Raw genomic sequence first — 26,838 nt, 5'->3', positions numbered from 1 at the left:
ATTCAAGCGTGTTTATTCAATGAAGTCCGTGACGTCCGCCGGGATGTGTTGCGGATGGGTAATTCTAATCTGTTTATGCCGCCCGAGTTCGCCTTTTTCAATCACGACCAGACTCTTGGCGACTCGAAACTGTTTGGCGAGGAATTTGGTCAGATGGGCATTGGCCTGCCCATCCACCGGTGGTGCGGTAATGGCGACTTTCAGTTCGTCGCCATGCAAACCCACGATCTGATCCCGGCTGGCTTTCGGCTGAATATACAGCCGAATCACCAGCGCATCGCCGTGGCGGGTAATGGCACTCACAGCAGGAACCACAGCCCCGGGAACAGATCCATGCCCAGATAGTTGAGCATATACAGAATCAGAATGACGGCCATCGCAGAGAAATCAATGCCACCCATGACCGGAATAATGCGGCGAAGTGGCGCCATGAGCGGTTCAGTCAACTGATGCAGCAGATACTCAATAGGGCTACGGCCCTGGCTGACCCAGCTCATGATGGAACGGATGATGATGACCCAGAAAACCAGATAGCCTGCGGATTTAATCAGCGAAATCAGCCCGACCAGCAGGTTCATTGGGCTGAGGGAAATCGCGCCAACCTGAATCAACAGCAGTAACGGGTATTTGATCGTCGTCAGAATAAAGGCCAGCAGCAGCGAGGCGCTGTCAATCGGCCCTAATGACGGCAGAATCCGGCGCAGCGGCCCGACAATCGGCTGGGTGATTTTGACGACAAACTGCGACAGCGGGTTATAGAAATCACTGCGTGACCACTGCATCCAGATGCGCAGCAACAGGACCATTACATAGAGGTCAACCAGCGTTTTGACCAGAAAAGTCAGGGTGAGCATAAGTACGTCTTTTCCTTATAAGATAAAGAATCGGGGAACCCGCTTTGGTTAAAAAAGCGTTTCCATTTCCTGTGCGCGAGCAATTGCCGCCTGCATGGCCTCAGCCACAGTTTGCGTCAACTGTTGTTCGTTAAATACCCGCAGCGCTTCTGCCGTGGTGCCGCCCTTGGAGGTAACATTTTCCCGTAGCGTTGACAGCGGCGTATCGGGATTGGCTTCAACCAGCGCGGCAGCACCTGACGCGGCCTGTTGCACCAGCAGGCGAGCGGTTTCCTGGCTGAACCCCTGACGAATAGCCTCCTGCTGCATGGCTTCCATAAACAGGAAGAAATAGGCCGGTGCGCTGCCTGCTGCGGCGATCACGCCGTTAATGCCTGATTCGCTATCCACCCAGCAAATTTTACCGACGCTCTGCATCAGCTGTGCGGTTAAGTCTTTATCAGCCTGACTGACGGACGCGGGGGCATACATCCCGCTCATGCCTTTTCCGACCAGAGACGGCGTATTTGGCATAATCCGGACGATATTCAGCGGTTCTCCCAGCAGGGTCTGAAAACGGGCAATGCTGATGCCCGCCGCAATCGAGAGTACCAGTTTACCCGTGAAGTTGACGTGTTCATGCAGCGGTTCGCAAACTGTCGCCATCATTTGCGGTTTGACGGCCAGTACAATAACGTCCGCTTCCTGCGCGCAACGGACATTGTCTGCACTGCTGATCACGCCGTATTGTGCAGCCAGCGCATCGCGGTTCTTACCCGAAGGCGCGCAGACGCTGATGTGTTGAGCGGGGTAACCGCCGTTGACTAATCCGGCGATAATGGCCTGCGCCATGTTTCCGGCACCAATAAACGCTATTTTACGTTGCTGCATCTGCATCCTCGTTGCTCACCTGTTTGTCAAAGATGACGTGCCGTTCAGGGCGTGCCTCTGCGGTTTATGCGCTTTTGGCTGATGGTTTAGTTATACGCTTTTTGCGGCATAGTCTTTTGCAGCATAGTCGCGCGCGCCAAAGATTGCCGTGCCAATGCGCACCAGCGTGCTGCCAGCGGTAATCGCCGCGCGCATGTCGTCCGTCATCCCCATAGAGAGTGTATCAATATGCGGATAAGTTGCGGACAACGTTTGGAACAGCGTTGCCATTTGTTTAAAAACCGCCAACTGCTGTTCGTAATCGGTTTCCGGTGCCGGAATCGCCATCAGGCCACGCAGTTGCAGATTAGGTAACGCGGCGACGCTGGCGGCAAGCTCCGCGAGTTCAGCCACCATAATGCCGGATTTGCTCGGTTCACTGCTGATATTAATCTGCAATAGCACATTTAAGGGCGGCAACGTGGCCGGACGTTGTTCACTCAGACGCTGCGCGATGCGTAGCCGATCTACGGTATGAAACCAGTCAAAATTCTCGGCCACCAGCCGACTTTTGTTTGACTGTAACGGACCGATAAAGTGCCATTCCAGCGGCGTAGTCGGGTGGTTTTCCTGGAAATAATGAATTTTCTCCACGCCTTCCTGAACATAGTTCTCGCCAAACGCCTTTTGCCCTGCCGCGATGGCTTCTTCGATCGCGCTCACAGGTTTGGTTTTACTGACTGCAAGTAGCGTAATTTCTTCTGGTGCTCGCGCGCAATGCACAGCGGCGGTGGCGATTTGCTGCCGGATGTCCTGTAGATTCTGCTGGATTGTCGTCATGGTTGTTCAGGAGGTTATCTATGGAATTGGATGAGTGGATGGTGCGTAGTGTAAAACATAATGCCTCGGATCTGCACCTTTGTAGCGGCCACCCTCCGGTGCTACGAGTGGATGGGCGGCTACAGCCTGAAAATACCTTACCACGTTTAACGCCGGAGCAGGTGGCGCAATGGTGCAATGCCTGGCTCGAACCCGCGCAGCGAGAGCAACTGCGGCAGTTTGGTCAGGTGGACGGCGCGTTAATGCTGCCCGATGGGCAACGTCTGCGGGTGAATGTGTTTCGCCAGCGGGAAGGGCTGTCTGCGGCGCTGCGTATTATTCCGTCGGCTCAGCCTTCATTGGACGGGCTACAGGCGCCACCCGTTCTGTCGATGCTGCTGGAGAAACCGAACGGACTGATCCTGATTACTGGTGCGACGGGGAGTGGCAAGTCCACGACGCTGGCAGCCATGATCGGGGCGTTAAACGACAGCAGCGATCGCCATGTGATTACACTGGAGGATCCGATCGAGTTTATCCATGTCAGCCGGCGTTGCCTGATTCAACAGCGAGAGATCGGTGCACACAGCGCGTCTTTTGCGCAGGCGTTACGGGCGGCATTGCGGGAAGATCCCGATGTGATTCTGCTGGGGGAACTTCGTGATACAGATACGATTCGGCTGGCGCTGACGGCGGCGGAAACCGGCCATCTGGTGTTATCTACGCTGCATACACGCAGCGCATCGCAGGCGGTCGATCGTCTGATTGACGTCTTTCCCGGTGAAGAAAAAGCCTATGTTCGCAGCCAGCTCGCCACCTGTTTGCAGGCCGTGGTGACGCAAAGGCTGTTGCCTGCAGCGCAAGGCGGCCGCATTGCGCTTTATGAAGTGCTGACGGCGACTGCGGCGGTCAGCAACCTGATTCGGGAAGGGAAAACGCATCAGCTTCCCGGCCTGATTCAAACGGGAACGGCGGCGGGAATGCAAACGTTCGAGCAAAGCTACCAGCAGCGCTGTCGGGATGGGCTTATTTCACACAGTTGCGCCCTTGCCGTTTAGCCGCATAGAGGTTTTCATCGGCTAACTGAATCCAGTCCTCAACGGAAGCAAGGTCGGAACGGTAAGCGGCAATCCCCGCGCTGATCGTGAAATGCAGAGTCTGGCATTCGTATTCCAGCGTATGTAGCTCAATCGCCTTACGGATACGCTCGATGGTCATCGCCGCCGTTTCATAAGAGACATCCTTTAGCAGTATAATGAACTCTTCTCCCCCAAGGCGGGCGACGAGATCCTCCTGACGTAGCGACATGCGCATGAGCATCGCCAGCTCTTTGAGGACGGCATCGCCAGCCAGATGACCGTATTGATCGTTGATGCTTTTGAATAAATCGATGTCAATAATTGCCAGACAGCTTTTGTCCGTCTGCTGGTGTTGCTGCTTGTGCAGAAAAAAGGCGTTGGCTTGTTCGAAGAAACTGCTGCGATTGGGTAGGCCGGTAAGAAAATCATGCCCCGCGTGAAAACGCAGAGAGGCTTCTATCTGTGTTCGCTCATCTTCCCGTGAACGGGCGTGAATAATGATGCCGAGCGTTTTCACCAGCGGAGCCAGTAGCTCGATCATCGTTTGATCATAACCTTCCCGACGGTTAGCCAGTGCGATCATTCCGATCGCTTTGCCGTTGTGAGTGATAGGGATCCCCAATAGGGAATAGAGTGCGGGATGGATAGGCGGGAGGTCCCGGCCAGCCTTTTGTCTCAGCAGATTATTGGTGCACACCACCGTATTGTGGGTGACCACGTGACCAAACAGATTATCCAGTTTACGGAGCCTCAGGCCGCCGTGGGTTTTGCGCTGGTTTCTGTACCAGGCCAAAGTTTCTTCATCCCAGGCAAGATTGGATATCGCGGGAATGTAGAGCGACTGACCGTCTTCGTCTTCCTGCAACGTGGCAATGAAGCCGAAGGTGCTATTGGTGACGTCAAGCAGCCGTTCAAAGACTTTATCGCAGGCGGAGGGTAGATTATGGTCGAGCAGAAAGCTATCGTGGACTGATAGCAGGATATCGAGAATGATGCCTTGCTGGTGGGCTTTTTTTTCGGTTTCGACGTTCTGTGTGATGTTGTGAGCATATTTAATGATTTTCCTCACATTGCCGTCGCTATCCATGATCGGGCTGTAGGTCGCTTGTATCCAGTATGAATGGTTGTCTTTGCCCAGCCGGTGGAAGCGCCCGCTGATGGGGTGACCGCGGTGCAGGGTCTCCCAAAACGTTTGATAGTCGGCTTGTTCGGTATCAACGGGATTGCAGAGTAGTCTGTGGTGCTGACCGAGTAATTCCTTTTCCTCATAGCCCGTTAGCACCAGATAATGTTTATTGATTTGGGTAATATAGCCGTCTTTATCAAACTCGATTACGCCTTGCGCGTTCTCAATCGCATCCAGCCGTGCGCGATGCTCTGACACAAGAAGTCTTTCCTGCGTAATATCCGTTGCCAGTTTTATGATGCCGATACGTCGGCCTTTATCATCAATAATTGGCGTATAAGCAGCATGGAGCCAAATAATTTCTCCTTTTTGCGTTTTTCGCTGGAATTCCCCTGCGTTGATATTTCCTTTCACCACATCGTGCCAGAAATGATCGTGTTTTTGGCGCTGGGCTTCTGGCAGAAAATGTGTGATTTTTCTGAATAATATCTTCTTTTTTATAGCCCAGCATTTTGCAAAAAAGAGGATTAGCTTCAACCAGTTTTCCTGCCAGATCGAATTCGGCAATGGCATAAATGGAATCAAGCGCGTGCAGTTTGGCTTCACTGTCAAACCTGGTAATCAAATCAACTGACTGATTATTCATGTTTATCTCTGCCTATATTCTTTCTGTCTTTATCCTTGATTCGCTGTTGTCAGAGGTGTGATTTTATCGTGATGCCGTCTGTGGTGTTATCGGGCGATCGGCAGTCCCCCCTTTTTTTACGCGAAAATCAATGGGACGAATTAATAAAATAGCCTGCTATTGATTAGATTAATAAATATTATATCGGAATGTAATTAATGGCCGGAAACGTACGGCAAATATCACCAATAAGGAATGCTTCTCATTGTCTTTTTATTCAATACATTAAGGTAATTACGTTGACCATTTTTACGTTGAAACTCTACTTATACGCTTATGTGTAAAAACAGAGAATAGCGGTAAAAAAATAATACTCAAATTCTCTGAAAGTATACCTATAAAATAAGTGCATTAAGTATGAAGAGGGGTCCTGCCTTGTTCGATTATTTATTCGTCTTTTAAAGAGGATGGTGTAAGTAGTGGATTGATGGGAGGATGCCTGTGGCCAGCGCTGAGGCCGACCACAGGCGGTGTAATACACCCGCAGATTAGGAAAGGCGAGGCTCTACCTGAAACAGCGCCATCGATCGCATGAGCTGCTGAGACTGCTGCTCCAGCGATTGCGTAGTCGCGGATGAGGCTTTGACGAGCTGTGCATTGTGTTGAGCGACTTTGTCGATTTGTGTGAAAGCGACGTTAACCTGTTCGATACCGCGATGCTGCTCTTGCGTGGCAGTGGAAATATCTCGCATCAGTTGCGTAATGCGGATGATTTCTTCGGTCACTTCATCCATGGTTTCACCCGCTTTAGAAGCCAATTCCAGCCCTTCAGACACGCGCGTCTGGGAATCCAGAATCAGCGAGCGGATCTCTTTTGCTGCCTGAGAGCTATGCTGCGCCAGATTACGAACTTCTCCGGCGACGACGGCAAAGCCTCTGCCTTGTTCGCCTGCACGAGCGGATTCGACGGAGGCGTTCAGCGCCAGAATATTGGTCTGAAACGCGATGCCGTCAATGACGCTGAGGATGTCATTGATGCGTTTAGCGCTGACGGCGATCTCCTGCATTTTCTCAATCACGTAACAGACGGATTCGTTGCTGCGGCTGCTGGTGTTCGAGACGTTGTTGGCGAGTTGGTGCGCGAGTTCGGCATGGTCGGCATTGAGCTTCACCGTGGCGCTGAGTTGCTCCATGCTTGCTGCCGTCTGTTCCAGTGCAGCAACGGATTCTTCGGTGCGTTGGGCAAGCTGGGTGTTCTCTTCAAAGAGTTCGCGGCTGCCGAGATCGATTTGCGTACTGGCATCGCGTACCTGGCTAACCGACTCCAGCAGCGCACCCTGCATGCGGCTGATGGCATCATTAAGTCTACCCAGTTCGTTGTCTCCGCCTTGAATCAGGCGACGGGTCAGGTTACCAGCGGCCACCTGCTCCAGTTGCTCAATGGCATAATCCAGCGGTTTGAGCAGCATGTGTCGCAGTGCGATCCAGGCTAAGACAACCAACGTGATAGACAGCAGGCAGGCAACGGCAATCAGCAATAGCATCATGTTCTCGTTACGTTCGGACTGTGCCAGCCCTTGTTCGGACAGCTGTTGGGCATACTGACGAAAGTTTTGGATCGATAAATCAAAGGCTTCACTCAGCGGGCCGAGCTGCTTTTCCAGAACGTCATAATATTCGTCGGTATACTGTTTTTGCAGCGCGCTCAGCATTGGGGTCATGCCCTGTTGAAAATAGGCCTGATAGGTTTTTAATACCTCCTGCGCGAGCGCCTGCTGCTTCGGATCGGCATTGGCTGATTTGATCACGCGGTCAATATCCTCCTGCGATTGGCTGAGGTGTTTCTCTACGACCCCAGTTTCCTTCGCCCCGTCGTCCAGTAGGCCGATTTCGATTTTCCTGACGGCGAGCGTTGCCGAGGCGCGTGCGCTGAGCGTTTGGTTATAGCCGCTCATCAGGTTGCCCAGCTCAATGCCCTGAATCTGGTTTTGCGCGGTCAGCGTTTCTCTGTCCTTCTTAATCGCGACTACGCCCATGCTGCTGACGATAAGTAGCAACAGGGTGGTTAACAGCAATAACGTTAATAAGCCGGTACGAATAGAAATATTTTTCAACCTCATGGTGTCCTTTTCCTTACGCCGCCTTCGTCGGTGATAAACCAGTCATCATTGGGTGTGGTGTGTGTAACTAAAGAGAATACGTTATCTGTGTTGCGGTGAGATAAAATTAAAAAGATATGGCAGGGATAAACACGGGCGGTAAGAAGGGCGTAGTTGAGCGCTTCTCGCAACACAAAGGGGATAAATAATTAGCCGTAGCGTTTACGCCTGGTTTATTATCTGTCAATAGCGTTGGTTTTTCAGGGGCGTACTTAAGACGCCGGTTAATGATACCCAGAGGTATCCGAGGTTTATGTGCAGTTAACAAGTTTCACGGATTATGGTTTGCGAGCGCTGATTTATATGGCGTCGCTGCCGGGCGGGAAAATGACCAGCATTTCTGAGGTAACGGAAGTGTATGGCGTGTCCCGTAATCATATGGTCAAAATTATCAATCAACTTAGTCGTGCTGGGTTGGTGATGGCTGTGCGTGGCAAGAATGGCGGTATCCGTCTTGGAAAACCGGCTGAAACCATCCGAATTGGCGATGTCGTGCGCGAATTGGAGCCGCTCACGCTGGTTAACTGTAGCCATGAGTTTTGCCACATTACGCCAGCCTGTCGCTTAAAGCAGGTGCTTCAACAGGCGGTACAAAATTTCCTGCATGAGCTGGATCAATACACGCTGGCTGATATGGTCAAAGAAAACCCGCCGCTTTATAAATTATTATTGGTTGAATGAGTTTTGTTCAGCCTCCTGCTGATGACAACGGAGGAACCGCAATGTCACAAGATCCATTCCTGGAACGAGAAGCAGAAAAATACGAATCCCCCATCCCCAGTCGTGAATATATTTTGGCGCACATCGCCAAGCGCGATACCCCGATTAGCCGGGAAGAATTAGCCGCCGACCTGCAATTAACCGGAGAAGAACCCCTCGAAGCGCTGCGCCGCCGTCTGCGCGCGATGGAGCGCGATGGTCAGCTGATTTTTACCCGCCGTCAGTGCTATGCGTTGCCGGAAAAACTCGATCTGCTGCGTGGTACGGTTATCGGTCACCGCGATGGCTTCGGCTTCCTACGTGTGGAAGGCCGCAAAGACGATCTGTATCTATCAGCTGAAGAGATGAAACGGGCGATTCACGGCGATGTTGTGCTGGCACAGCCGCTGGGCGCGGATCGTAAAGGACGGCGTGAAGGGCGCATTGTGCGCGTGCTGGAACCGCGTACCGGGCAAATTGTCGGCCGCTATTTTGTCGATGCGGGTGTCGGGTTCGTGGTACCGGATGACAGTCGTCTGAGCTTCGATATTCTGATCCCGAAAGAAGAAATTAATGGTGCCCGCATGGGCTTCGTTGTGGTGGTTGAGCTGACGCAACGCGCCACACGCCGCACGAAAGCGGTCGGTAAGATCGTCGAGATCCTCGGTGACAATATGGGCACAGGGCTGGCGGTGGATATCGCCCTGCGCACCCACGATATTCCGCACACCTCGCCGCCGAAAGTGGAAGAGCAGGTGAAAGATCTTGCTGAAGAAGTGCCAGAAGCAGCGAAAAAAGGCCGTGTGGATCTGCGTAAGCTGCCGTTGGTGACGATTGATGGCGAAGATGCCCGCGATTTTGATGACGCGGTGTACTGCGAGAAGAAACGCGGCGGCGGCTGGCGGCTGTGGGTTGCCATCGCGGACGTGAGCTATTACGTGCGGCCGAATACGCCACTTGACCATGAAGCGCGGGCGCGTGGCACCTCGGTGTATTTTCCGTCTCAGGTGGTTCCGATGCTGCCGGAAGTGCTGTCGAACGGCCTATGTTCGCTTAACCCGCAGGTCGATCGTCTGTGTATGGTGTGTGAAATGACCATCTCGGCGCAGGGCAAGCTGTCGTCTTACAAGTTCTATGAAGCAGTGATGAGTTCACACGCGCGTCTGACCTACACCAAGGTGTGGAACATTCTGCAAGGTGACGCCGAGCTGCGTGAGCACTACAAACCGCTGGTGGGCGGGCTGGAAGAGCTGCACCACATGTATAAGGTGCTTGAGCACGCGCGTGAAGTGCGCGGCGGCATCGCGTTCGAAACCGAAGAAGCGAAGTTCATTTTTAACGCCGAGCGCCGTATCGACCGTGTGGAAGCCGTGGTGCGTAACGATGCCCACAAGCTAATTGAAGAGTGCATGATTCTGGCGAATATCTCCGCCGCGAGATTTGTGGAGAAAAACGAAGAGCCTGCGCTGTTCCGCGTACACGATCAGCCGAGTGAAGATCATGTATTAGCCCTGCGCAGCGTGCTGGGCGAGCTGGGGCTGACGCTGAAAGGCGGAATGAAGCCACAGCCGAAAGACTACGCGGAATTGATGAATGAGGTAGCGGAACGTCCCGATCGGGAAATGCTGCAAACTATGCTACTGCGTTCCATGAAGCAGGCGATTTATGACCCGGAAAATCGGGGTCACTTCGGTCTGGCATTGACGTCTTACGGCCACTTTACGTCGCCGATTCGTCGTTATCCCGATCTGTCGCTGCACCGTGCGATTAAATATCTGCTGAGCAATCGCCATGAGCGTTGGACACCAACGGGCGGCTGGCATAGCGATATTAACGAGATGCTACAGCTGGGCATGCATTGTTCGATGACGGAGCGCCGTGCGGATGAAGCGACGCGCGACGTTGCGGACTGGCTGAAGTGCGACTTTATGCAGGATCACGTGGGGGAAGTCTTTACGGGAATCATCTCCAGCGTGACCGGCTTTGGCTTCTTCGTGCGCCTGAAAGATCTGTTTATTGATGGGCTGGTGCATGTTTCTACGCTGGATAATGACTACTACCGTTACGATAATATCGGTCAGCGCCTGATCGGTGAATCGCGCGGGCAGGTTTATCGCCTGGGCGATGAAGTCGAAATTCGCGTTGAGGCGGTGCATATGGATGAGCGCAACATTGATTTTGCGCTGATTTCCAGCACGCGCAAGGTCCGTGGCGAAGGGAAAACCGCGCGCGACCGCGCGAAGAAACCGGAATCGCGTGAGGCTAAGCCAGCCCGACGTCGTCGCAGCGGCAGCAAAGCGCCAGCAAACTTTGAACCGGATGCCGCGTTCCGTAAAGAAGGCGACCGCAACGCGAAATCGGATAAGCCAAAAGCCAAACCGAAAAAGAACCGCGATAAAGCGAAAAAGAACGCGGAAAAAACGCGTAAAATCGCCGCCGCAACCAAAGCGAAACGGGCGAAGAAAAAGTCTGCTGAGTAAGGTTAGCTAATCTGCTCCCTCCCCTGTGAAGGGGAGGACAGGGGCAAACCGCTATCTCTAAATTAACGGGCACCGCCTGTTATGGTTAATCTGAAGAGTATCAATGAGCGAAATTATTTACGGTATCCATGCGGTTAAAGCACTGCTTGAGCGCGATCCACAGCGTTTTCTGGAAGTTTTTGTTCTGAAAGGGCGCGACGATCGTCGCCTTCAGCCTGTGGTTGCGGAGCTGGAAGCGCAGGGCATCGTCATTCAAGTGGCGAATCGCCAATGGCTGGATAAGCAGGCTGATGACGCGGTGCATCAGGGGATCGTAGCGAAAGTCAAAGAAGGGCGGAAATATCAGGAAAACGATCTGCCTGCGCTGTTAGACAATCTGGAAACGCCTTTCCTGCTGATATTGGATGGCGTGACCGATCCCCACAACCTGGGCGCGTGCCTGCGTAATGCGGACGGCGCTGGTGTGCATGCGGTGATCGTGCCGCGCGATCGTTCTGCGCAACTGAATGCGACAGTGAAGAAGGTTGCCTGTGGCGCGGCGGAAACCGTACCGGTTATCAGCGTGACCAATCTGGCTCGTACCATGCGCCTGTTGCAGGAACGTAATATCTGGATTGTTGGCACGGCGGGTGAAGCGGATCATACGCTGTACCAAAGCAAACTGACCGGGCCGCTGGCGCTGGTGATGGGCGCGGAAGGGGAAGGTATGCGTCGTTTGACTCGTGAACACTGCGATGAACTGATCAGTATTCCGATGGCGGGCAGTGTGTCTTCACTGAATGTGTCGGTTGCTACTGGCGTGTGTCTGTTTGAAGCTGTTCGCCAACGGGCGTAATCAGCACGGTGATTGATAGCAGCGGGGTGCCATGAGGCACCCCGCTGTCGTTGGGATTATGCAGCAGATGTCAGTCTGCGAACCTCGTGTTGCGAAGGCTGTAAAAGCCGGAAAACAGACACTGCATCAGAAAGTACGATCGCCTGCTGTTCCAGCGACTGAGCGGCAGAAGAGGATTGCTCCACCAGCACGGTGTTTTGCTGCGTGTTCTGATCCATTTCTATAATGGCCTGACCGACCTGAGAAATACCGCGATGCTGCTCGTCAGACGCGGTAGTAATGTCTTTCATGATGGCGTGGACTTGCGTCACTGAATGGACAATCCCTTCCATCGTTTTCCCCGCACCGTTAACGAGCGCCGCGCCGTTATTAATCTGCGAAACCGACTCACCAATGAGCGTATCGATCTCTTTGGCCGCCTGCGCGCTGCGCTGTGCCAGATTACGTACTTCGCTGGCGACAACGGCGAAACCACGGCCTTGCTCACCGGCTCTTGCCGCCTCTACCGCAGCATTGAGCGCCAGAATATTGGTTTGAAACGCGATGCTGTTGATCATTGAGGTAATTTCAGCGATGCGATGTGAGCTTTGCGCAATATCGTGCATGGTGTTGACGGCTTTAGAAACCTGCTCTCCCCCTTGATTTGCGGTGTCAGAAGCATCCATAACCAGTCGGTTGGCCTGATGGGCGTTATCGGCATTCTGTTTCACCGTTGACGTCAGCTGTTCCATACTGGCGGCGGTTTCTTCAAGTGCGGCAGCTTGTTGCGTTGTGCGAGAAGAGAGGTCGGTGTTACCGGCAGAAATTTCCCCAGCAGCATAGGAAATCTGGTTTGCGCTGAGGCGAATTTTATCAATCATGCTGTGCAAGTTGTTGTTCATCTGCCCCATGGCTGAAATCAACTGGCCCAGCTCATCGCGGCGTTCGTTGTGAAGCTGTACGGTAAGGTCGCCTTCCGCAATCGCGCGGGTGGCGTGTAGCGCCTGATGTAGCGGGCGTACAATCTGTCGTGAGATAACGATGGCTGTGGTCAGACCGAGTATGATGGCGATAAGTGTGATCACGCCTAGCTGTATATCGCTGCTAATAACGTTACGGCCCGCGCGGCTCTCTTCCGTGAAGGAAAGCTTATTGATGTTTTCCTGCAACCCCGCCATTTGATCGTTTAATTCACTGAGCCGCTGTTGGCTGACATCCGGGCTCATAACCTGCTGGCGCTGTGAAATATAGGCGTTGAGGGATGCGCTGATATCCTGAATTGCGCTTTTATCTTCCGTTGGCCAATGACCGGTGTCGATCGCTTTCAGCAGTGCTGAGAGTTCTTCCTTAATGTTACCGATCGCACTATCGTGCTGTTCGAGATACTGCGCTTTACGCTCCAACGCATAACCGAAGTTGCCTTCCCGCGCGACAACGGTTTTGTCATACATAGCGCCAAGACGACTGATGCGTTTTAACGACTGATCGCTATTGTTTAATCCGTAAAAGCCGACCATGGAGAGAATCACTCCCATGATGAGCAATAAACCAAATCCTACCAATAACTTTCGCGTTACAGACAGGTTTTGAAATGACATCCAGCGCAGCATAAACCTCTTCCTTTCGTTCATTAATTATTTATCTATTTTTCCGTCATTGCAGGCCAAGAACGGATGCGGTGTCGTTGTGTATTTGTCTAAATTGTGTGTTTGTATAAATTGCGTGTCTGTGTAAAAAGGCAGGTGATGAATGTGAAACGGGCTCTATCTAACTGATAAAAAATGCCTTATCTGTTATCGGTATTTCAGGCGCAATGCTTATTCATTTTCTTAAAAAATGTGAGGAGACATCGTGCGGATATGGCTGCTGGGAGGGGTAAAGCACCCTGCTGGGGACTCCTGCGTTGTTTATCACGTAAAGTCATGTATAAACGCTTTGCTATGCAAGAATCATCTATATTCTTCATGCTTCCTCTTATATTACTGATGCGCCAACGAGTCTCATTTAAAAGGAATATCGCTATGCCTATTGTTACGTCGCTACTTGCTTTTGCCTCCTATTTCTTTATCGGATTTGCCATGGTACTGGCCTTCCTGTTTATCTACACCCGCGTGACGCCGCATGATGAATGGGCGTTGATTAAAGAGAACAACGGTACGGCAGCCATTGGGTTTGGTGGGGCGTTAATTGGTTATGTCATCCCGCTTTCCAGTGCGGCGATTAATTCCGTGAGTCTGGTAGATTACATTACCTGGGGCGTGGTGGCGCTGGTGGTGCAATTGCTGATTTATTTCGCTGTCCGTCTGTATATGCCGCGTCTCAGCCAGCATATCCAGAATAACGATATTGCCTCTGGCGCCTTTCTCTGCGCGGCCTCGCTCAGCGGCGGGATTCTGAATGCGGCGTGTATGTCGTATTAATGTGATGTTGCATGACAATACCGAGAATCTGCCCGGTATTTTTTATGGTGGACTGCTTTTGTGTCCGCCATCCTCGTTGACCGCATTTTGACAACCTGTCCCGCAGATTCAGCGGTACAGCACGGCACGCGCGAACCACATGCCGGGGAGCGTTGCGGCCTCGGATTTCAGCACTATCACGTAATAGCGCGCACCGGAGGCATTAATACTGTTCACTTAAGCGTGGATTTAGGGGGAAACACGGTGATGAGGTTCCCGCAGGGATACCTCGCACCGTGGTAGCCCCCGGTATCTCGGTTCTTAAACGATCGGCATCACACCGGAGGCATCGGCTTTTTGTTGAAGGGCGCGATCTACATCATCTGCGTTTCCGCGCATGCTCACCGAAATCGTCCCCATTTTTTTCCAACTGGCTGGTTTGCGCATAGCGAATTTCGAGGGCGTTCTCCGCGGGCGGCGGTGGCGCGACAGGCTTTCCTTGTATGATCTGGCAGCCCGATAGCATCAGTATTAAGGGTAAGAAAAGTATCCGCACGATGTTCATCGTTTCAGCCTGATAGGAATCGATAGCGGGAGTGTAACGCTATCGCCGGGCCGATGGCATTCTCTTTAAGAGGGAAAAATAACGGGCGGCAGTCGGTGCCCGCCCGTGAGTTGAGGTTAGCGCGGCGTGACCAGCGTGAAATCTTCGCCTTTGAAGACTTTTACCGGATTGCCGCGTTCGATCTGATGGTGGAACAGACGCCGCTGTGCCCGTAGTTCAGCATGCTGCTGTTGCTGTAACGCTTCCAGACGATAGGCGATGAGATAACAGGCCAGACGCTTGTTTGCGTGCTGGCTGCGTTCACTCTGCACTTTCACCGTGATGCCGCTGGCGACATGGGTGGCGCGAACGGCAGATTCGGTTTTATTCACATGCTGTCCGCCGGGGCCGGAGGATTTCGTGGTTTCAAAACGAATCTCGTTATCGGCAAACGCCTGTTCCTGATGAAAGCGCGCGACGCCGATAAACCAGTTCTTGCGTCCGCCACCTTTACGCCAGGGGCTATTGCAGGTCCACTGAAGCGTGCCGCACCAACTAGCAGCCAGCGATTCCGCTTGGTCACCGTTTAGCAGCACCAGTGCGGAACGCAGCGTACCGGCGCGTTTTCCTGCTTCGGTTTCGATGATGTCACATTCGATACCTTGCCGTGCTGCATCCTGTGCCAGAGCCTGCAACGCTTTTGCCGTTGCCAGCATGCATTCCTCCGGTCCCTGCGCGGCGGAGAGCTGAAGTAATATCATTTATCCTCCCCGCGCGTTTTGTAAGTGAGAACCGGTTTCAGGCGCGCAATCAACGTGATTAATCCCGCCTGCTGCATCGCGCCGATCACGCTGTCTATCGGTTTATAGGCCTCGGGCGCTTCCTGAAAAATCAGCTGCCTGTCCTGACAAATCACGCGGCTGCTGAAGCGGGTTCGCGCCAGTTGCTGAACGCTGTAACGTGAAGACAGCCGATCTTTACACTCCGTGCGCATCCATTTTCTGCCTGCGCCATGCGCCAGCGAATACAGGCTGTCTGCGTGAGGAATGGGTTGCACAAGATAGCTGTAGTCGCCACGAGAACCGGGAATGATGACCGGGCCGCAGTCGGCAGGCGTTGCGCCTTTGCGGTGCAGCCAGCCGGAAATGCCTTCAATCGTTGTCGGTGTCACCAGATTGTGGTTCACGTCCAGTGCGGCATCGCCTTCCGTATGCCAGCGATCCAGCATCCGCTGTGCGATCAGCCGCCGATTATTGGTGGCAAACGTCAGCGCGAACTGGTGCTGTTCCAGATAGGCTTGTGCGGCAGGCGTGTTGGCTTCAAGCCCCTGATGGCCGAATTCTCGCACGTGGGCTTCCAGTATGGTTTGCCCTAATCCTCGCGAGCCGCTGTGAACGAGCAACAACAGTTGTTTAGGATCGATGTGCAGAGCGTGCAGCGCATCTGGCTGATAGATTTCATCAAGCTGCTGTAATTCCGCAAAGTGGTTACCGCCGCCGATGGTGCCCAGCGAATAGCGGAAATCCGCCAGCGATGGGGGAATTTCGATATCGTCTTCCTGTGGACCATCGATATTACCAAGCCGCTTTTCCAGCTTATCCAACGAAATCTTGTTGGCATTAAGGCCAGTGCGCCATAGCGCCATGCCGCAGCCGATATCGTTGCCAACCAGCGCCGGATAGAAGCGCTGTTGTGAGAAAAAGGCGGCGCCAATAGGGTAGCCGCGTCCCGGATGCAAATCTGGCATACCGGCCACGCGAACCATATCGGGAAGTTGTGATGTAATGTGAAGCTGTTGGATTGCTTTATCTTCAATCCAGGTATTTTCAGTCGCGATCACACTGACGCGCGCCGAAATAGAGCGAATAGCATTGCCCATAGATCATCCTGCTGATCAATTTAAAAATAGGGTAAGGCAGGCTACAGCTGGGGGGATAACGCAAAGCGGAAAAGAATGCGGAATTAGTCCCGAGATGTCCTGCAAAGAATCAGAGTAATGGTTGTCATGATGTCGTCTCCTTTGTCAGTTGGGGGATGGGTGAAAAAACGTCGGCATAATACGCAAGTGGGAGCCATCGTGCAATATCTGCAACACGATGGCCGTGATGTGTTTTCCCGCTTTTGCGCCACAGGATAAAGTAGCGGCACAAAAGCGGATAGCTCACCAGCTTAAATACGGAAGACGCTGACCAGTTCGCTGAGGTGATGGCCTTTCTGGCGCAGACTCTGTGCGGTGTCTTCCGAGTTGTTGACCAGAATGGTGTTTTCCTGCGTTGCCTGACCAATCTGTACAATCGCGATATTCACTTGGCCAATCCCGGCGGACTGCTCGCGTGAGGCGATATCAATATCGTTCACGATGGTACTGACCTGCAAGATGCGGTTGCGCAAATCATCCATTACCGCCTGCGTTTTTTCTGAGAAATGGTAACCCGCTTCGATTTTCTCCAGCGACTCATCAATCAGGGTTTCGATCTCTTTCACGGCGGTAGAACTGCGCTGTGCCAGCGCGCGCACTTCCGCAGCAACCACGGCGAAGCCTCGGCCGTGCTCGCCCGCACGAGCAGCTTCAACTGCTGCATTCAGCGCCAGAATATTGGTCTGGAACGCGATAGATTCGATCACCGTCGTGATATCGGCAATTCGCTGTGAGGAGTTCTTGATGTCGCTCATCGTGGAGACGGAGTCGGTGACGGTCTGGCTGCCTTTACGTGCCGCTGCGGCGCTCTCTTCTGCCAGCCCTTTGGCGGCGGAGACGTTGTCGGCGTTCTGCTTCACGCTGGCGGAGAGCTGCTCCATGCTGGCAGAGGTTTCTTCGACGCTACTGGCCTGGCGGGCAATGTGCTCGCTGATGTTTTCGCTATCGGCAGCCAATGCATCGGTCGCGGTGCTGATTTCTTCTGCCGAGTTTCTCACCTGTGACACAATGGTGGTCAGCCCCTGTCCGATGCCGTTAATGGCATCAATCAGGCGACCTACTTCGTCGGTACGATCGGTGGAGAGCGTTGCTGTCAGGTTACCGGCAGAAAACTGTTCCGCCACCTTGACGACTTCAACCAGCGGCTGGCTCAGCCATTTACGTGTCAGCACGACAAAGAATGCAGCGAAGAGCAGAACCAGAATAATGCCGCCACCCAAAAATAAATTACGAGTGTCATTAACCTCAGCCATTAGGCTTTCTTTGCTTACGGCTCCCGCAACAATCCAGTGCCATTGTGGAATGCTGCGATACACCATGATTCGGGTTTTTTCTTCACCCGTCATCGTGTTGTTGTCGTATTCGATCGTCCCATTACCGGTTGCCAACACTTTCTCTAACGCCCCTTCTGACCAGTCAGGGCGTTGGTTGGCATTACTTTGGTGGTAAAGATAGTTGCCCGCATCTTTTCCTTTTTTCGTACTAAGAACAAAGAAATGGCCTGTCTCACCAATTTTCTTGTTCAGAATCGTTTGTTGCATCTCGGTAAACTGCTTCGTGATGTCGACACCGACGAACAGAATGCCGATAACCTTATTTGCACTGTCGCGTATCGGCTGATACTGGGTGATGTATTGTTTGCCGAATAGCGTTGCTAGCCCACTGTAGGTGTCACCTTTTACCACGAGCGCATAGGCTGGGCTTTCGCGATCAAGCTTGGTGCCCATTGCGCGCGATCCATCTTCTTTTTTCAGTGACGTGGTGACGCGCGTAAAATCGTCTCCATCACGGACAAAAATCGTTGAGATCGCGTGAGTACGGCTCAGAAAGTCGTCCGGCACTTCGGTATTGAGGTTCAATACCGTATCGCCAGCCTTGAGCGTTGGTTGCGATGTGGTGCCGAAAGGCGTGCGGTTAACGGTATCCAGCGAAAACTGTGTTGGCAGAAAGCTTGCCAGCAGGCGCGTATAGTTGCTGACCTCGGCTTGCAGGCTGGTATCGTACATGTTGATCATGTCGGTGACGCCATTCACCTGGCTTTGCATGTCGTTGAGGGTCAGGGCTTTGAGCTGATTGCCTGCGGAGCGGGTGAGGGATAGGGTGAACGCAATGAAAAGTATCGCCACGCTTAATGAAGCGATGACCGATAACTTGATACCCAGGCCCCAGTGTTTAAAAGAAAGTCCCAACATATGTGTGTCTCTTATAATAAAAAAGGTTATTTTTTAGTCTTACTTCACATGCGTTAACGGCAGTGGATGAAAAAAAATTAATCACGGAGTGTAAATATTCATTTCAGTTATTGATCTGGATCAATGTGATTTTTTTATTTACATAAATGTGCCGATTAAATCAGCATGAAATTCATGACGATACGGGATAAGAAGATGGCGGTGAGTCGATTTATCGTAAAAGGACGCCTCCTTTCCGCTAAATACGATTTCGCTACATAACAATAGGCTGACAGAACTGAAAACGAGGGAAATATGGTCGAAATGTCATTGGAGAAGCTCGGTAGCGGTATTGAAGTGATTCATGCGGTACCTGCGGGAAAAAAAGATCAGCCGTTACCGACGATTTTTTTCTTTCATGGCTACACCTCATCTAAAGACGTGTATTCATATTTTGGCTATGCGCTGGCGCAGGCCGGATTTCGGGTGATACTGCCCGATGCGGCCATGCACGGCGCGCGCTATGACGGGGATGATGCGCAGCGGCTGCGCCACTTCTGGGATATTCTGCAATCGAATATTGAAGAGCTCCCTGGCTATGTGGCGGAATATCGGCAGCGTGGCTTGATCGACAGCGAGCAGATTGGCGTTTGCGGCGCGTCGCTGGGGGGAATGAGTGCGCTGGGGTGTATGGCGCGTTATCCCTGGATTACTGCGGTGGCGGCGTTTATGGGATCCGGTTATTTCTCTACGCTGTCGTCGGCGCTGTTTCCGCCAGTTCCGGCCGATCGTGAGGAAAATCAGGCGGTGTTGCAGGCGCTAGCGACCAAACTGGCGGACTATGATGTCACCGCGCGTCTGGACGCGCTGTCCGAACGACCGCTGCTGGTGTGGCACGGTGAAGCGGATGACGTCGTGCCGGCGGCAGAAAGTGTTCGTCTTTATCAGGCATTACAGGCGCGTGATAAACTGGCCAATCTGACGTATCTGACCGAGCCGGGCGTGGAGCACCGCATTACGCCAACGGCGTTGCAGGCGGGGGCTGATTTCTTCCTGCGGACGCTGTCATTCTGCACCGATCGCTGAAATATCGCCACGTAGAAAACTCCTGTGTTTCTTCCTTGTGTTCTTTAATGTCGGGCACTATACTTACGCGTCATTTTTTCAGCCGCACACATACACGTTCCTTGCCTCCACGGGCCGCGGTTGACCCAGACAGGAGGCTGAATAATCCGTAAGGAGCAATTCGATGCGTCATTACGAAATCGTATTTATGGTTCATCCTGACCAGAGCGAACAGGTTCCGGGCATGATCGAGCGCTACAGTGCTACCATCACTGGTGCGCAGGGCACGATCCACCGTCTGGAAGACTGGGGCCGCCGTCAGCTGGCTTACCCGATCAACAAACTGCACAAGGCACACTACGTTCTGCTGAACGTTGAAGCGCCGCAGGAAGCGATCGATGAGCTGGAAACAAACTTCCGCTTTAACGATGCCGTTATCCGCAGCATGGTTATGCGCGTTAAGCACGCGGTAACTGAAGCATCTCCAATGGTGAAAGCGAAAGACGAACGCCGTGAGCGTCGTGAAGATTTCGCTGAAGCTGGCGATGATGTGGATGCAGGGGATTCTGAAGAGTAATTGTTGTGGTGACGGTAAATCGTCTGGTGTTGTCCGGCACAGTGTGCAAGACGCCCATTCGTAAAGTCAGCCCGTCAGGTATTCCTCACTTTCAGTTTGTGCTTGAGCACCGCTCGACGCAGGAGGAAGCCGGATTGAGTCGGCAAGCATGGTGTCGTATGCCCGTGATTGTCAGCGGACTCTCGTCACAAGCAGTTACCCACAGTATAACGGTCGGCACGCAACTTACCGTGCACGGGTTCATTAGCTGCCATCAAGGGCGCAATGGCTTGAGCAAGATAGTGTTACATGCCGAGCAGATTGAATTGATAGATTCTGGAGACTAGCCAAATGGCACGTTATTTCCGTCGTCGCAAATTCTGCCGTTTCACCGCGGAAGGCGTTGTAGAGATTGATTATAAAGATATCGCTACGCTGAAAAACTATATCACTGAAAGCGGCAAGATTGTTCCGAGCCGTATCACCGGTACTCGTGCAAAATACCAGCGTCAGCTGGCCCGCGCTATCAAGCGTGCGCGTTACTTGTCTTTGTTGCCGTACACTGACCGTCATCAGTAATCGGCCACTGTCCATTAACGAGACTTTGAGAGGATAAAGTAATGCAAGTTATTCTGCTTGATAAAGTAGCAAACCTGGGCAGCCTGGGTGATCAGGTAAACGTTAAAGCGGGCTACGCTCGTAACTTCCTGGTTCCACAGGGCAAAGCTGTCCCTGCAACCAAGAAAAACGTTGAGTTCTTCGAAGCACGCCGTGCTGAACTGGAAGCCAAACTGGCTGACGTTCTGGCTGCTGCTGAAGCTCGCGCCGCTAAGATCAAAGAACTGGGTAGCGTTACCATCGCGTCTAAAGCAGGCGACGAAGGTAAACTGTTCGGTTCCATCGGTACTCGCGATATCGCTGATGCGGTAACGGCTGCCGGTGTTGACATTGCTAAGAGCGAAGTTCGCCTGCCGAACGGCGTTCTGCGTACTCTGGGTGAGCACGAAGTAAGCTTCCAGGTACACAGCGATGTATTTGCTGAGCTGAATGTCGTTGTTGTTGCTGAAGCATAATTCACGTTTATCGTCGAATTAATACTTTAGTTAACATGTGAAACGCTGGCCTTGTGCCAGCGTTTTGCATTTTAGGAATGGGAAATGACTTATCATTACCGATACCTAAAAAATGAGGCCGGAGGCCGCATGTCTGATTTAATCCACCTTATCCGCGTCTATGACGCGCACGCGCCTTTCTCTTCTCCCACTTTTCTGGTTGACCGTCTGTGGCCACGTGGCATCAGTAAAGCGCGCCTGGAAGGGGGGGAGTGGTTTAAAGACATCGCACCGAGCAGCGAGTTGCGGACATGGTTTCACGCCGAGCCGGAGCGCTGGATGGAATTTGTGGATTATTATCGTAATGAGTTAGCGCAGGGAACGGCGTGCGAGAGGCTGTTGATGTTGCTTGAACAGAAGCAAGCCATCACGTTGCTTTATGGCAGTAAAAACGCGCAGCACAACCATGCTATTGTTCTGCGCGATTTTCTATTGGAGCGGCTAAAACATTAGCGAGTACGCGTAAAAGCGCCATCTGCACCGCGGGTGAATCGAATCGTCTGGTTTGCCGTGGTTTCGATCTCCAGCTCTGCGACCATGCCTTGCGCATTCAACTGTAATTTAACTTCCTGACCCGCCCGTAAATTGCTGAGCGGTTTATCCCTGCCTTCCACCTGTGCCATCGCGAACACGTCGCTGACGGGCAGATTGTTATCGCGAAAGAGCTGAGCCAGCGTTTGCCCTGAAGCAATCTCATACTGCCGCCACGGTGCTGATGACGGCGTTGGCGGCGTTGTGGCAGGTTGCTGATGTGACGTTGAAGGCTGATTTTCAATAATCACCGCCTGCATTGCAGCCTGATTATCCGCCTGGGTCAGAGGAATAGGCATGGTTCGGGTCGGTTGCGGGTGTTGTGCGCTGTAAGGCCAGAGCAAGACAACCAGAAGCAGGGCGATAGCGATTAAAATCCAACGGCGGTGGAGGAGCGGCAAAGGTTCCATCCAGTGGTAGCCATCGGGCAGATGCCAGATTTTTTGCAGCAGGGCACCAAGGCGTTCACGCGGGGAAGCAGGAGCCAGGCGTTCCTGGTCTTCGCGTTCCCCGTCGTTTTCTACGGCTACAGCATGTGAGGGCTGCCGCTGGATAATTCGCTGGCAGAAGCGTACTAGCGTTTGATAATCCCAGGTGGTTTTCCGCTTCCTGGGCGCAATTCTGCCCATGGTGACCTCTCTTACTACAATTCAGTATAAAAACAGTTCAGTATAAAAACGGCATCATATAAAACAATGTCATTAACAACGCTATGCCAGTCACTACGCTATATCAGTAGAAAAGCGGCGTCGGCATAAAAACAGTATCAGGATGATAACGCAATCCAGTATACCGATAATCTGTATGAGCTGACCAGTTAACGCGTTGATGATTAAGGTAACCGCTGAACCCGAAACATCGGAACTACCAGTATAGGACAGCTTCCCGGAATGGCTTGGCTGGCGTGCGGTTAACGTGATTACCTGCACACATGATTTTACCCCAATCCCTGTCGCTGTTATGCTGCGCTTTCAGTTTTTTACAGATTAAAAGGAACATCCATGACAACTCCTTCTTTTGATAGCGTCGAAGCGCAGGCAAGTTACGGCATCGGCTTACAGGTTGGTCAACAGTTACAGGAATCAGGTCTTGAAGGTCTGATCCCAGAAGCTCTGCTTGCTGGTCTACGTGATGCGCTGGAAGGTAATGCGCCTGCGGTGCCTGTGGATGTGGTTCATCGTGCGCTGCGTGAAATTCATGAACGTGCCGATGCGGTACGTCGTGAGCGCCAACAGGTGCTGGCAGTAGAAGGTCAGCAGTTCCTGACTGAAAACGCGCAGAAAGAAGGTGTGAACAGCACGGAATCTGGTCTGCAATTCCGTGTGTTGACGCAGGGTGAAGGCGCTATCCCAGCTCGTCAGGATCGCGTACGTGTACATTACACTGGCCGTCTGATTGACGGCAGCGTGTTCGACAGCTCCGTTCAGCGCGGTCAGCCTGCTGAATTCCCGGTAAGCGGTGTGATTCCAGGCTGGATTGAAGCGTTGACGCTGATGCCAGTCGGTTCCAAGTGGGAACTCTATATTCCGCACAATTTGGCGTATGGCGAACGTGGCGCGGGTGCTTCCATTCCGCCGTTCAGCGCGCTGATTTTTGAAGTGGAACTGCTGGAAATTCTGTAATCTCCAGACAAAGAAAGGCGCTCACTGAGCGCCTTTCAGATCGTTGACAAATCTATTTGTTGACCGCAAACGGGAGTAACGGAATAGAAGAGTAAAGCGTTTGCGCCATGGATGGCGCAACTCGAGCGCACAGGGATGTGTTCACAGCGTCTTTACGATCTATCCGTTATTCCCGCTCGTCAGCCTTTCTTATTTTCTACTGACTTTCTTTTTTTATTGAAATGACATTACTCACCGCGCAGCGCGCGTGGGAACAGCAAATTGTTTTCCAGATGGATGTGCTCCATCAGGTCGGTAATGAACTCGTTGATACCGGAGTACAGCGCACGCCAGGTGTTGCAGGCACCTTCCGGCGGTACAACGCCGTTGGTCAGCTCTTTGACTACTTCCACATCACGTCCAGCGTCATCGTGCTCATGCTCCATCACGGAAATCGGTGCGGCAGCATTCGCGCCCATGCCCTGACTGATCATTGGGAAGAGGATGCGCTCTTCTTTCATCATATGCTGAGACAGCTCGTTATAGATGGCGGTCAGTTGGTTTGCGAGGCCGTGCGGGCAATCGGCTTTATCGTGATGCACGCGCTCGACTTTTTCCGCCATCAGAATCAGCTCTGGCAGTTGTTCGCGGTGACGATCGTGAAAGCGAGGGATGATGTACGCGATAATGTCAGCCAGCGGTGCTTCACGCCAGTCTCGCGCGTCAGAAGGCTGCGCGGCCAGTTTTTCTAGCTGTGCTTCCAGCTCGTCGATATTAAGATCTTTTTTGCCAGCCGCGCGACTGAGCGTTTGCTTTCCGCCGCAGCAGAAATCCAGATTGAGTTCACGAAAGAGTTTGGTCGCGCGCGGAATAGCGATAGCCAACTCACCCAGAGATTGATCGCGGTATGCCATGATGATGCCTCTCAACGAATGTAGTCTATAAATTGTATTTTAAATGCATCTTTATGCGTTGAATATACCGCTTACGAGGTAAGCGGTATAAAGTATGCGGTGCTATTGCACGGTATTACGGGTCTCAATCGACTGCGTGATGGTGTGTAAAAGCGCGGGTATATCCATTCTCGGCAACACAATCTCTATAAGCGACAAGCAAGATTCTGCGTTCACGAGTTCAAGCACCTGGGCGAGAGCTTCCGGTGAGCGCACCTGTTCGCAGAGTATCTCGTTGTCATCCGCGCCTAGCGCGGCGGGAAGCTGCGTCCAGTTCCAGGCGGCGATATCATTGTAGCGCTGCTCAGGGCCGTGAATCGCCCGTTCGACGGTGTAGCCCTCGTTATTCAGCACCACAATGACCATGTTCAAGCGATCCCGAATGATAGAGCCAAGTTCCTGTACGGTGAGCTGAAGTGAGCCGTCGCCGATCAATAGCACCACGCGCCGTTCCGGTTCGGCAATCTGTGCGCCGAATGCGGCGGGTAGAGAATAGCCTATCGACCCCCACAGCGGTTGGACGATGAAATGACAGCCCGCTGGTAACCGAAGCGTGGCGGCCCCAAAACAGGAGGTGCCTTGATCCGTCACGAGAATATCGCCAGGGCGGAGGAAATGCTGTATCTGTTGCCAAAACTCGCGCTGGTTGAGCATGCCTTTATGCTCTGATTGCAGTAAAGCCGGAGGCGTAATGGGGCTGCGATCCCAGCGGGGCGCGAGCGGCGCGGTGATTTTTTCCAACGCGGCGATAGCATCCGACATTGGAACAGAAGGAAAAACCTGACTGCCGACACGAGCCAATGTTGGCTGGATATCGATGTTTTTTTCGCAGGAAATCTGGTGGCTGAAGCCAGTGGTAATCGTATCGGTATAGCGTACGCCGATGCTAATGATAACATCAGCGTCTTCGATGTGTGCCCGGATCGCTTCGTGACTGCCGCGACCCGCGTAGGTGCCAGTAAAGTTATGGTGCTGTTCGTTTAATGTGCCTTTCCCCATTAGCAACGTAGCGTGTGGGAACGGTGTTTTATCGAGCCAGCGTTGAATTTGCCCAGCGACGCCAGCACGCTGCGCCAGAAAGTCGGCCAGCAGTGAGACCGATTTTGCCTCGCTGAGCATCGCTGTGGCGGCTGCGGTAAAGGCTCGTAGAGCATCGTCAGAGCGCAAGGGTTTAGGGATCGCGAGTGGGTACGGTTGCGCGTCGATCGGTGCCGCAGCCACGTCCAATGGCAGAAACAGATATACCGGTTTGTGCTGAGAAAGTGCTTCTCCAATAATCCTATCAATCTCTGTGGTGGCGTTTTCGACGGTGAGGCTGGCCTGTGCGACAGTGACTTCGGCCGCCATGCGGGAAAAGTGACTGAAATCGCCGTCGCCTAATGTATGGTGGAGTAATTCACCGTTGCGTTGTGAAGCGAGACTGGGCGCGGCGGCAATGTGAATAACGGGGAGGCATTCCGCGTAGCTGCCCGCAATGCCGTTAATTGCGCTGAGTTCCCCCACGCCGAAGGTGGTGAGCAGCGCCGCCGCTGTACGACGTCGTGCATAGCCATCGGCGGCGTAAGCGGCGTTTAATTCGTTCGCACAACCCACCCAGGTGATATCCGGGTGCCTGATAACGTGGTCGAGAAAATGCAGATTGTAATCGCCCGGCACGCCGAAGAGATGCTGAATACCAACTTGTGTCAGGCGATCCAGTAAGTAATCGCCCACCGTATAGTTTTCGCTCATCGCTGTTCCCTCTATGAATGACGGATATTCTGAGAGTAAGTATTAACCGTTAGGTGAATATTTCTAATATTTATTCCCTATGGTTACTCGGTTATTCTGCATTTATTCGTATATTTCAGGTTTTTTGGTATTAAATTTATTAATGAATTAATAGGGTGATGATGAATAGCGGGCATTGGCGTTAGCGAAACGTTAAGAATGGTAAAGTCAGGAAAATGCGTATTTATCTGATAGTGGCGTAGAGGAATTCCCCGTATACCTTTGCAAGGCCGCAGTCGCGGTGAGCAAGGAGTTACCCTATGTTTAAGCCACTCGTCATCAGTGCCCTGTTTATGGGAATGTTTGCGGTTATGCCAGCACCAGAGGCTAAGGGGGCCAGCATTGATCTGATGCCCGGTATCACGTTGAATATTGGTGAACGTGACAGACGTGGTAATTACTGGGATGGCTATGACTGGCGCAGCGAGCGCTGGTGGCAGGAGCATCGGGGTTATCACCGTGGCGAACGTAATCGGCACGGTTACTATTGGGATGGCTGGCGTTGGCGCGATCCCCGCTGGTGGCGTGAGAGCCAGCGCGACAGGCGCGATTATGATAATCGCCGCTTTGATCCCCCTCGCTACGTTGACGATCGCGGGCCGCGTCGCGGTGATTGGGACCGACGCGGGCATGAGCGGGGGAATGGGTATTATCGCAATGGGCGGGGATCGTTTCGCGACTAGCGGATAAAAAAAGCGCCGCGAAAGGGCGGCG

The 26,838-nt window shown here is 52.7% G+C and carries 27 protein-coding genes and 1 pseudogene; 13 read left to right on the top strand and 15 right to left on the bottom strand.

From position 1 onward, the window contains the following. Nucleotides 1-12: 12 nt before the first annotated feature. The 4 genes from yggU to NAL19_RS17325 form a co-directional block, all read right to left on the bottom strand. On the bottom strand, nt 13-303 hold the full coding sequence (gene yggU, locus NAL19_RS17340; RefSeq protein ID WP_225085679.1) for a DUF167 family protein YggU: 291 nt from the start codon (nt 301-303) through the stop codon (nt 13-15). After that, entirely contained in the window at nt 300-854 is a 555-nt protein-coding gene (locus tag NAL19_RS17335) for a YggT family protein (protein ID WP_010295003.1), read from the bottom strand. Before NAL19_RS17335 ends, yggU begins: the two co-directional genes overlap by 4 nt. A 48-nt stretch (nt 855-902) precedes the next feature. Beyond that, on the bottom strand, nt 903-1,724 hold the full coding sequence (gene proC / locus NAL19_RS17330; protein WP_263057988.1) for a pyrroline-5-carboxylate reductase: 822 nt from the start codon (nt 1,722-1,724) through the stop codon (nt 903-905). Between the two features lie 90 nt (nt 1,725-1,814). Next, nucleotides 1,815-2,543 (bottom strand): YggS family pyridoxal phosphate-dependent enzyme, encoded by a 729-nt coding sequence (locus tag NAL19_RS17325; RefSeq protein ID WP_225085677.1) that lies wholly within the window; start codon nt 2,541-2,543, stop codon nt 1,815-1,817. Nucleotides 2,544-2,563: 20 nt separating this feature from the next. On the opposite strand from NAL19_RS17325, the gene NAL19_RS17320 reads away from it, so the two are divergent. Beyond that, entirely contained in the window at nt 2,564-3,580 is a 1,017-nt protein-coding gene (locus NAL19_RS17320) for a type IV pilus twitching motility protein PilT (RefSeq protein WP_263057987.1), read from the top strand. Here NAL19_RS17320 and NAL19_RS17315 read toward each other — a convergent pair. The 3 genes and pseudogenes from NAL19_RS17315 to NAL19_RS17305 form a co-directional block, all read right to left on the bottom strand. Continuing rightward, nucleotides 3,549-4,985, bottom strand: a complete 1,437-nt coding sequence (locus tag NAL19_RS17315; RefSeq protein WP_263059742.1) for a diguanylate cyclase — start codon at nt 4,983-4,985, stop codon at nt 3,549-3,551. The two genes, NAL19_RS17320 and NAL19_RS17315, sit on opposite strands and share 32 nt — an antisense overlap. 66 nt (nt 4,986-5,051) lie before the next feature. Next, a pseudogene (locus NAL19_RS17310) lies at nt 5,052-5,373 on the bottom strand (PAS domain S-box protein); the annotation flags it as partial. A 527-nt stretch (nt 5,374-5,900) separates the two neighbouring features. Next, complete coding sequence (locus NAL19_RS17305; protein WP_225085674.1) at nt 5,901-7,472, bottom strand: methyl-accepting chemotaxis protein; 1,572 nt, start codon at nt 7,470-7,472, stop codon at nt 5,901-5,903. 294 nt (nt 7,473-7,766) lie between these two features. Between NAL19_RS17305 and nsrR the strand changes: the two genes are divergently transcribed. The 3 genes from nsrR to rlmB all read left to right on the top strand — a co-directional run bounded on the left by nsrR (nt 7,767) and on the right by rlmB (nt 11,525). Then, complete coding sequence (gene nsrR, locus NAL19_RS17300) at nt 7,767-8,192, top strand: nitric oxide-sensing transcriptional repressor NsrR (RefSeq protein ID WP_010279087.1); 426 nt, start codon at nt 7,767-7,769, stop codon at nt 8,190-8,192. A gap of 41 nt (nt 8,193-8,233) precedes the next feature. Next, the gene (gene rnr, locus NAL19_RS17295) at nt 8,234-10,690 is read left to right on the top strand and encodes a ribonuclease R (RefSeq protein ID WP_263057986.1); all 2,457 of its coding nucleotides are present in this window, start codon (nt 8,234-8,236) and stop codon (nt 10,688-10,690) included. Between the two features lie 103 nt (nt 10,691-10,793). Next, nucleotides 10,794-11,525 carry a 23S rRNA (guanosine(2251)-2'-O)-methyltransferase RlmB gene (gene rlmB, locus NAL19_RS17290; protein WP_225085672.1) on the top strand — a complete coding sequence of 244 codons (732 nt, stop codon included), beginning with the start codon at nt 10,794-10,796 and terminating at the stop codon, nt 11,523-11,525. A 56-nt stretch (nt 11,526-11,581) separates the two neighbouring features. On the opposite strand, the gene NAL19_RS17285 is transcribed toward rlmB, so the two are convergent. Then, nucleotides 11,582-13,114, bottom strand: coding sequence for a methyl-accepting chemotaxis protein (locus tag NAL19_RS17285; protein WP_263057985.1), 1,533 nt, complete (start codon nt 13,112-13,114; stop codon nt 11,582-11,584). A 411-nt stretch (nt 13,115-13,525) separates the two neighbouring features. On the opposite strand from NAL19_RS17285, the gene NAL19_RS17280 reads away from it, so the two are divergent. Next, entirely contained in the window at nt 13,526-13,924 is a 399-nt protein-coding gene (locus tag NAL19_RS17280; protein ID WP_137741253.1) for a DUF350 domain-containing protein, read from the top strand. A gap of 300 nt (nt 13,925-14,224) precedes the next feature. On the opposite strand, the gene NAL19_RS17270 is transcribed toward NAL19_RS17280, so the two are convergent. From NAL19_RS17270 to NAL19_RS17255, 4 genes are all read right to left on the bottom strand, one after another. Continuing rightward, the gene (locus tag NAL19_RS17270; RefSeq protein ID WP_225085668.1) at nt 14,225-14,350 is read right to left on the bottom strand and encodes a YdgH/BhsA/McbA-like domain containing protein; all 126 of its coding nucleotides are present in this window, start codon (nt 14,348-14,350) and stop codon (nt 14,225-14,227) included. Between the two features lie 234 nt (nt 14,351-14,584). Beyond that, complete coding sequence (prfH, locus tag NAL19_RS17265) at nt 14,585-15,208, bottom strand: peptide chain release factor H (protein ID WP_225085667.1); 624 nt, start codon at nt 15,206-15,208, stop codon at nt 14,585-14,587. After that, nucleotides 15,205-16,326: an RNA ligase RtcB family protein gene (locus NAL19_RS17260; RefSeq protein WP_263057984.1), complete on the bottom strand. Its 1,122-nt coding sequence runs from the start codon at nt 16,324-16,326 to the stop codon at nt 15,205-15,207. Before NAL19_RS17260 ends, prfH begins: the two co-directional genes overlap by 4 nt. A 290-nt stretch (nt 16,327-16,616) precedes the next feature. Continuing rightward, nucleotides 16,617-18,557: a methyl-accepting chemotaxis protein gene (locus NAL19_RS17255; protein WP_263057983.1), complete on the bottom strand. Its 1,941-nt coding sequence runs from the start codon at nt 18,555-18,557 to the stop codon at nt 16,617-16,619. A 294-nt stretch (nt 18,558-18,851) separates the two neighbouring features. On the opposite strand from NAL19_RS17255, the gene yjfP reads away from it, so the two are divergent. The 6 genes from yjfP to NAL19_RS17225 all read left to right on the top strand — a co-directional run bounded on the left by yjfP (nt 18,852) and on the right by NAL19_RS17225 (nt 21,722). Continuing rightward, complete coding sequence (gene yjfP, locus NAL19_RS17250) at nt 18,852-19,622, top strand: esterase (RefSeq protein ID WP_263057982.1); 771 nt, start codon at nt 18,852-18,854, stop codon at nt 19,620-19,622. A 163-nt stretch (nt 19,623-19,785) separates the two neighbouring features. Further along, on the top strand, nt 19,786-20,178 hold the full coding sequence (rpsF, locus tag NAL19_RS17245) for a 30S ribosomal protein S6 (RefSeq protein ID WP_225085663.1): 393 nt from the start codon (nt 19,786-19,788) through the stop codon (nt 20,176-20,178). Nucleotides 20,179-20,183: 5 nt separating this feature from the next. Next, nucleotides 20,184-20,504 carry a primosomal replication protein N gene (priB, locus tag NAL19_RS17240; RefSeq protein ID WP_263057981.1) on the top strand — a complete coding sequence of 107 codons (321 nt, stop codon included), beginning with the start codon at nt 20,184-20,186 and terminating at the stop codon, nt 20,502-20,504. 4 nt (nt 20,505-20,508) lie between these two features. Beyond that, nucleotides 20,509-20,736: a 30S ribosomal protein S18 gene (gene rpsR, locus NAL19_RS17235; protein ID WP_005974788.1), complete on the top strand. Its 228-nt coding sequence runs from the start codon at nt 20,509-20,511 to the stop codon at nt 20,734-20,736. A 41-nt stretch (nt 20,737-20,777) separates the two neighbouring features. Further along, nucleotides 20,778-21,230 (top strand): 50S ribosomal protein L9, encoded by a 453-nt coding sequence (gene rplI / locus NAL19_RS17230; protein WP_010279043.1) that lies wholly within the window; start codon nt 20,778-20,780, stop codon nt 21,228-21,230. 129 nt (nt 21,231-21,359) lie between these two features. Continuing rightward, nucleotides 21,360-21,722 (top strand): DUF488 domain-containing protein, encoded by a 363-nt coding sequence (locus NAL19_RS17225; RefSeq protein ID WP_263057980.1) that lies wholly within the window; start codon nt 21,360-21,362, stop codon nt 21,720-21,722. On the opposite strand, the gene NAL19_RS17220 is transcribed toward NAL19_RS17225, so the two are convergent. After that, the gene (locus tag NAL19_RS17220; protein WP_263057979.1) at nt 21,719-22,429 is read right to left on the bottom strand and encodes a LysM-like peptidoglycan-binding domain-containing protein; all 711 of its coding nucleotides are present in this window, start codon (nt 22,427-22,429) and stop codon (nt 21,719-21,721) included. The genes NAL19_RS17225 and NAL19_RS17220 overlap by 4 nt on opposite strands. A 372-nt stretch (nt 22,430-22,801) precedes the next feature. Here NAL19_RS17220 and fklB point away from each other — a divergent pair, with 372 nt between their 5' ends. After that, a complete protein-coding gene (gene fklB / locus NAL19_RS17215) occupies nt 22,802-23,422 on the top strand; it encodes an FKBP-type peptidyl-prolyl cis-trans isomerase (protein ID WP_225085659.1) in 621 nt (206 codons plus the stop codon). A gap of 227 nt (nt 23,423-23,649) precedes the next feature. On the opposite strand, the gene ytfE is transcribed toward fklB, so the two are convergent. Both ytfE and ipdC read right to left on the bottom strand, forming a co-directional pair. Then, on the bottom strand, nt 23,650-24,315 hold the full coding sequence (gene ytfE / locus NAL19_RS17210; RefSeq protein ID WP_010279034.1) for an iron-sulfur cluster repair protein YtfE: 666 nt from the start codon (nt 24,313-24,315) through the stop codon (nt 23,650-23,652). 102 nt (nt 24,316-24,417) lie between these two features. Next, nucleotides 24,418-26,085: an indolepyruvate decarboxylase gene (ipdC, locus tag NAL19_RS17205; protein WP_263057978.1), complete on the bottom strand. Its 1,668-nt coding sequence runs from the start codon at nt 26,083-26,085 to the stop codon at nt 24,418-24,420. A gap of 299 nt (nt 26,086-26,384) precedes the next feature. Between ipdC and NAL19_RS17200 the strand changes: the two genes are divergently transcribed. After that, nucleotides 26,385-26,807 (top strand): DUF2502 domain-containing protein, encoded by a 423-nt coding sequence (locus NAL19_RS17200; RefSeq protein ID WP_263057977.1) that lies wholly within the window; start codon nt 26,385-26,387, stop codon nt 26,805-26,807. Nucleotides 26,808-26,838 lie beyond the last annotated feature (31 nt).

The sequence above is a fragment of the Pectobacterium sp. F1-1 genome, from assembly GCF_025643735.1.
GTDB classification, from domain to species: domain Bacteria; phylum Pseudomonadota; class Gammaproteobacteria; order Enterobacterales; family Enterobacteriaceae; genus Pectobacterium; species Pectobacterium colocasium.
This window is presented reverse-complemented; position numbering and strand designations above follow the sequence as displayed.

What these genes read in the sequence shown, in the direction of transcription:
- NAL19_RS17320 (WP_263057987.1), top strand. Translation starts at nt 2,564, where the DNA reads ATGGAATTGGATGAGTGGATGGTGCGTAGTGTAAAACATAATGCCTCG.
- rlmB (WP_225085672.1), top strand. Translation starts at nt 10,794, where the DNA reads ATGAGCGAAATTATTTACGGTATCCATGCGGTTAAAGCACTGCTTGAG.
- proC (WP_263057988.1), bottom strand. Translation starts at nt 1,724, where the DNA reads ATGCAGCAACGTAAAATAGCGTTTATTGGTGCCGGAAACATGGCGCAG.
- NAL19_RS17335 (WP_010295003.1), bottom strand. Translation starts at nt 854, where the DNA reads ATGCTCACCCTGACTTTTCTGGTCAAAACGCTGGTTGACCTCTATGTA.
- rplI (WP_010279043.1), top strand. Translation starts at nt 20,778, where the DNA reads ATGCAAGTTATTCTGCTTGATAAAGTAGCAAACCTGGGCAGCCTGGGT.
- NAL19_RS17220 (WP_263057979.1), bottom strand. Translation starts at nt 22,429, where the DNA reads ATGGGCAGAATTGCGCCCAGGAAGCGGAAAACCACCTGGGATTATCAA.
- NAL19_RS17280 (WP_137741253.1), top strand. Translation starts at nt 13,526, where the DNA reads ATGCCTATTGTTACGTCGCTACTTGCTTTTGCCTCCTATTTCTTTATC.
- NAL19_RS17305 (WP_225085674.1), bottom strand. Translation starts at nt 7,472, where the DNA reads ATGAGGTTGAAAAATATTTCTATTCGTACCGGCTTATTAACGTTATTG.
- ipdC (WP_263057978.1), bottom strand. Translation starts at nt 26,085, where the DNA reads ATGAGCGAAAACTATACGGTGGGCGATTACTTACTGGATCGCCTGACA.
- ytfE (WP_010279034.1), bottom strand. Translation starts at nt 24,315, where the DNA reads ATGGCATACCGCGATCAATCTCTGGGTGAGTTGGCTATCGCTATTCCG.
- rpsF (WP_225085663.1), top strand. Translation starts at nt 19,786, where the DNA reads ATGCGTCATTACGAAATCGTATTTATGGTTCATCCTGACCAGAGCGAA.
- NAL19_RS17270 (WP_225085668.1), bottom strand. Translation starts at nt 14,350, where the DNA reads ATGCGCAAACCAGCCAGTTGGAAAAAAATGGGGACGATTTCGGTGAGC.
- NAL19_RS17285 (WP_263057985.1), bottom strand. Translation starts at nt 13,114, where the DNA reads ATGCTGCGCTGGATGTCATTTCAAAACCTGTCTGTAACGCGAAAGTTA.
- NAL19_RS17325 (WP_225085677.1), bottom strand. Translation starts at nt 2,543, where the DNA reads ATGACGACAATCCAGCAGAATCTACAGGACATCCGGCAGCAAATCGCC.
- NAL19_RS17260 (WP_263057984.1), bottom strand. Translation starts at nt 16,326, where the DNA reads ATGGGCAATGCTATTCGCTCTATTTCGGCGCGCGTCAGTGTGATCGCG.
- NAL19_RS17225 (WP_263057980.1), top strand. Translation starts at nt 21,360, where the DNA reads ATGTCTGATTTAATCCACCTTATCCGCGTCTATGACGCGCACGCGCCT.
- NAL19_RS17255 (WP_263057983.1), bottom strand. Translation starts at nt 18,557, where the DNA reads ATGTTGGGACTTTCTTTTAAACACTGGGGCCTGGGTATCAAGTTATCG.
- prfH (WP_225085667.1), bottom strand. Translation starts at nt 15,208, where the DNA reads ATGATATTACTTCAGCTCTCCGCCGCGCAGGGACCGGAGGAATGCATG.
- NAL19_RS17200 (WP_263057977.1), top strand. Translation starts at nt 26,385, where the DNA reads ATGTTTAAGCCACTCGTCATCAGTGCCCTGTTTATGGGAATGTTTGCG.
- fklB (WP_225085659.1), top strand. Translation starts at nt 22,802, where the DNA reads ATGACAACTCCTTCTTTTGATAGCGTCGAAGCGCAGGCAAGTTACGGC.
- rpsR (WP_005974788.1), top strand. Translation starts at nt 20,509, where the DNA reads ATGGCACGTTATTTCCGTCGTCGCAAATTCTGCCGTTTCACCGCGGAA.
- rnr (WP_263057986.1), top strand. Translation starts at nt 8,234, where the DNA reads ATGTCACAAGATCCATTCCTGGAACGAGAAGCAGAAAAATACGAATCC.
- yjfP (WP_263057982.1), top strand. Translation starts at nt 18,852, where the DNA reads ATGGTCGAAATGTCATTGGAGAAGCTCGGTAGCGGTATTGAAGTGATT.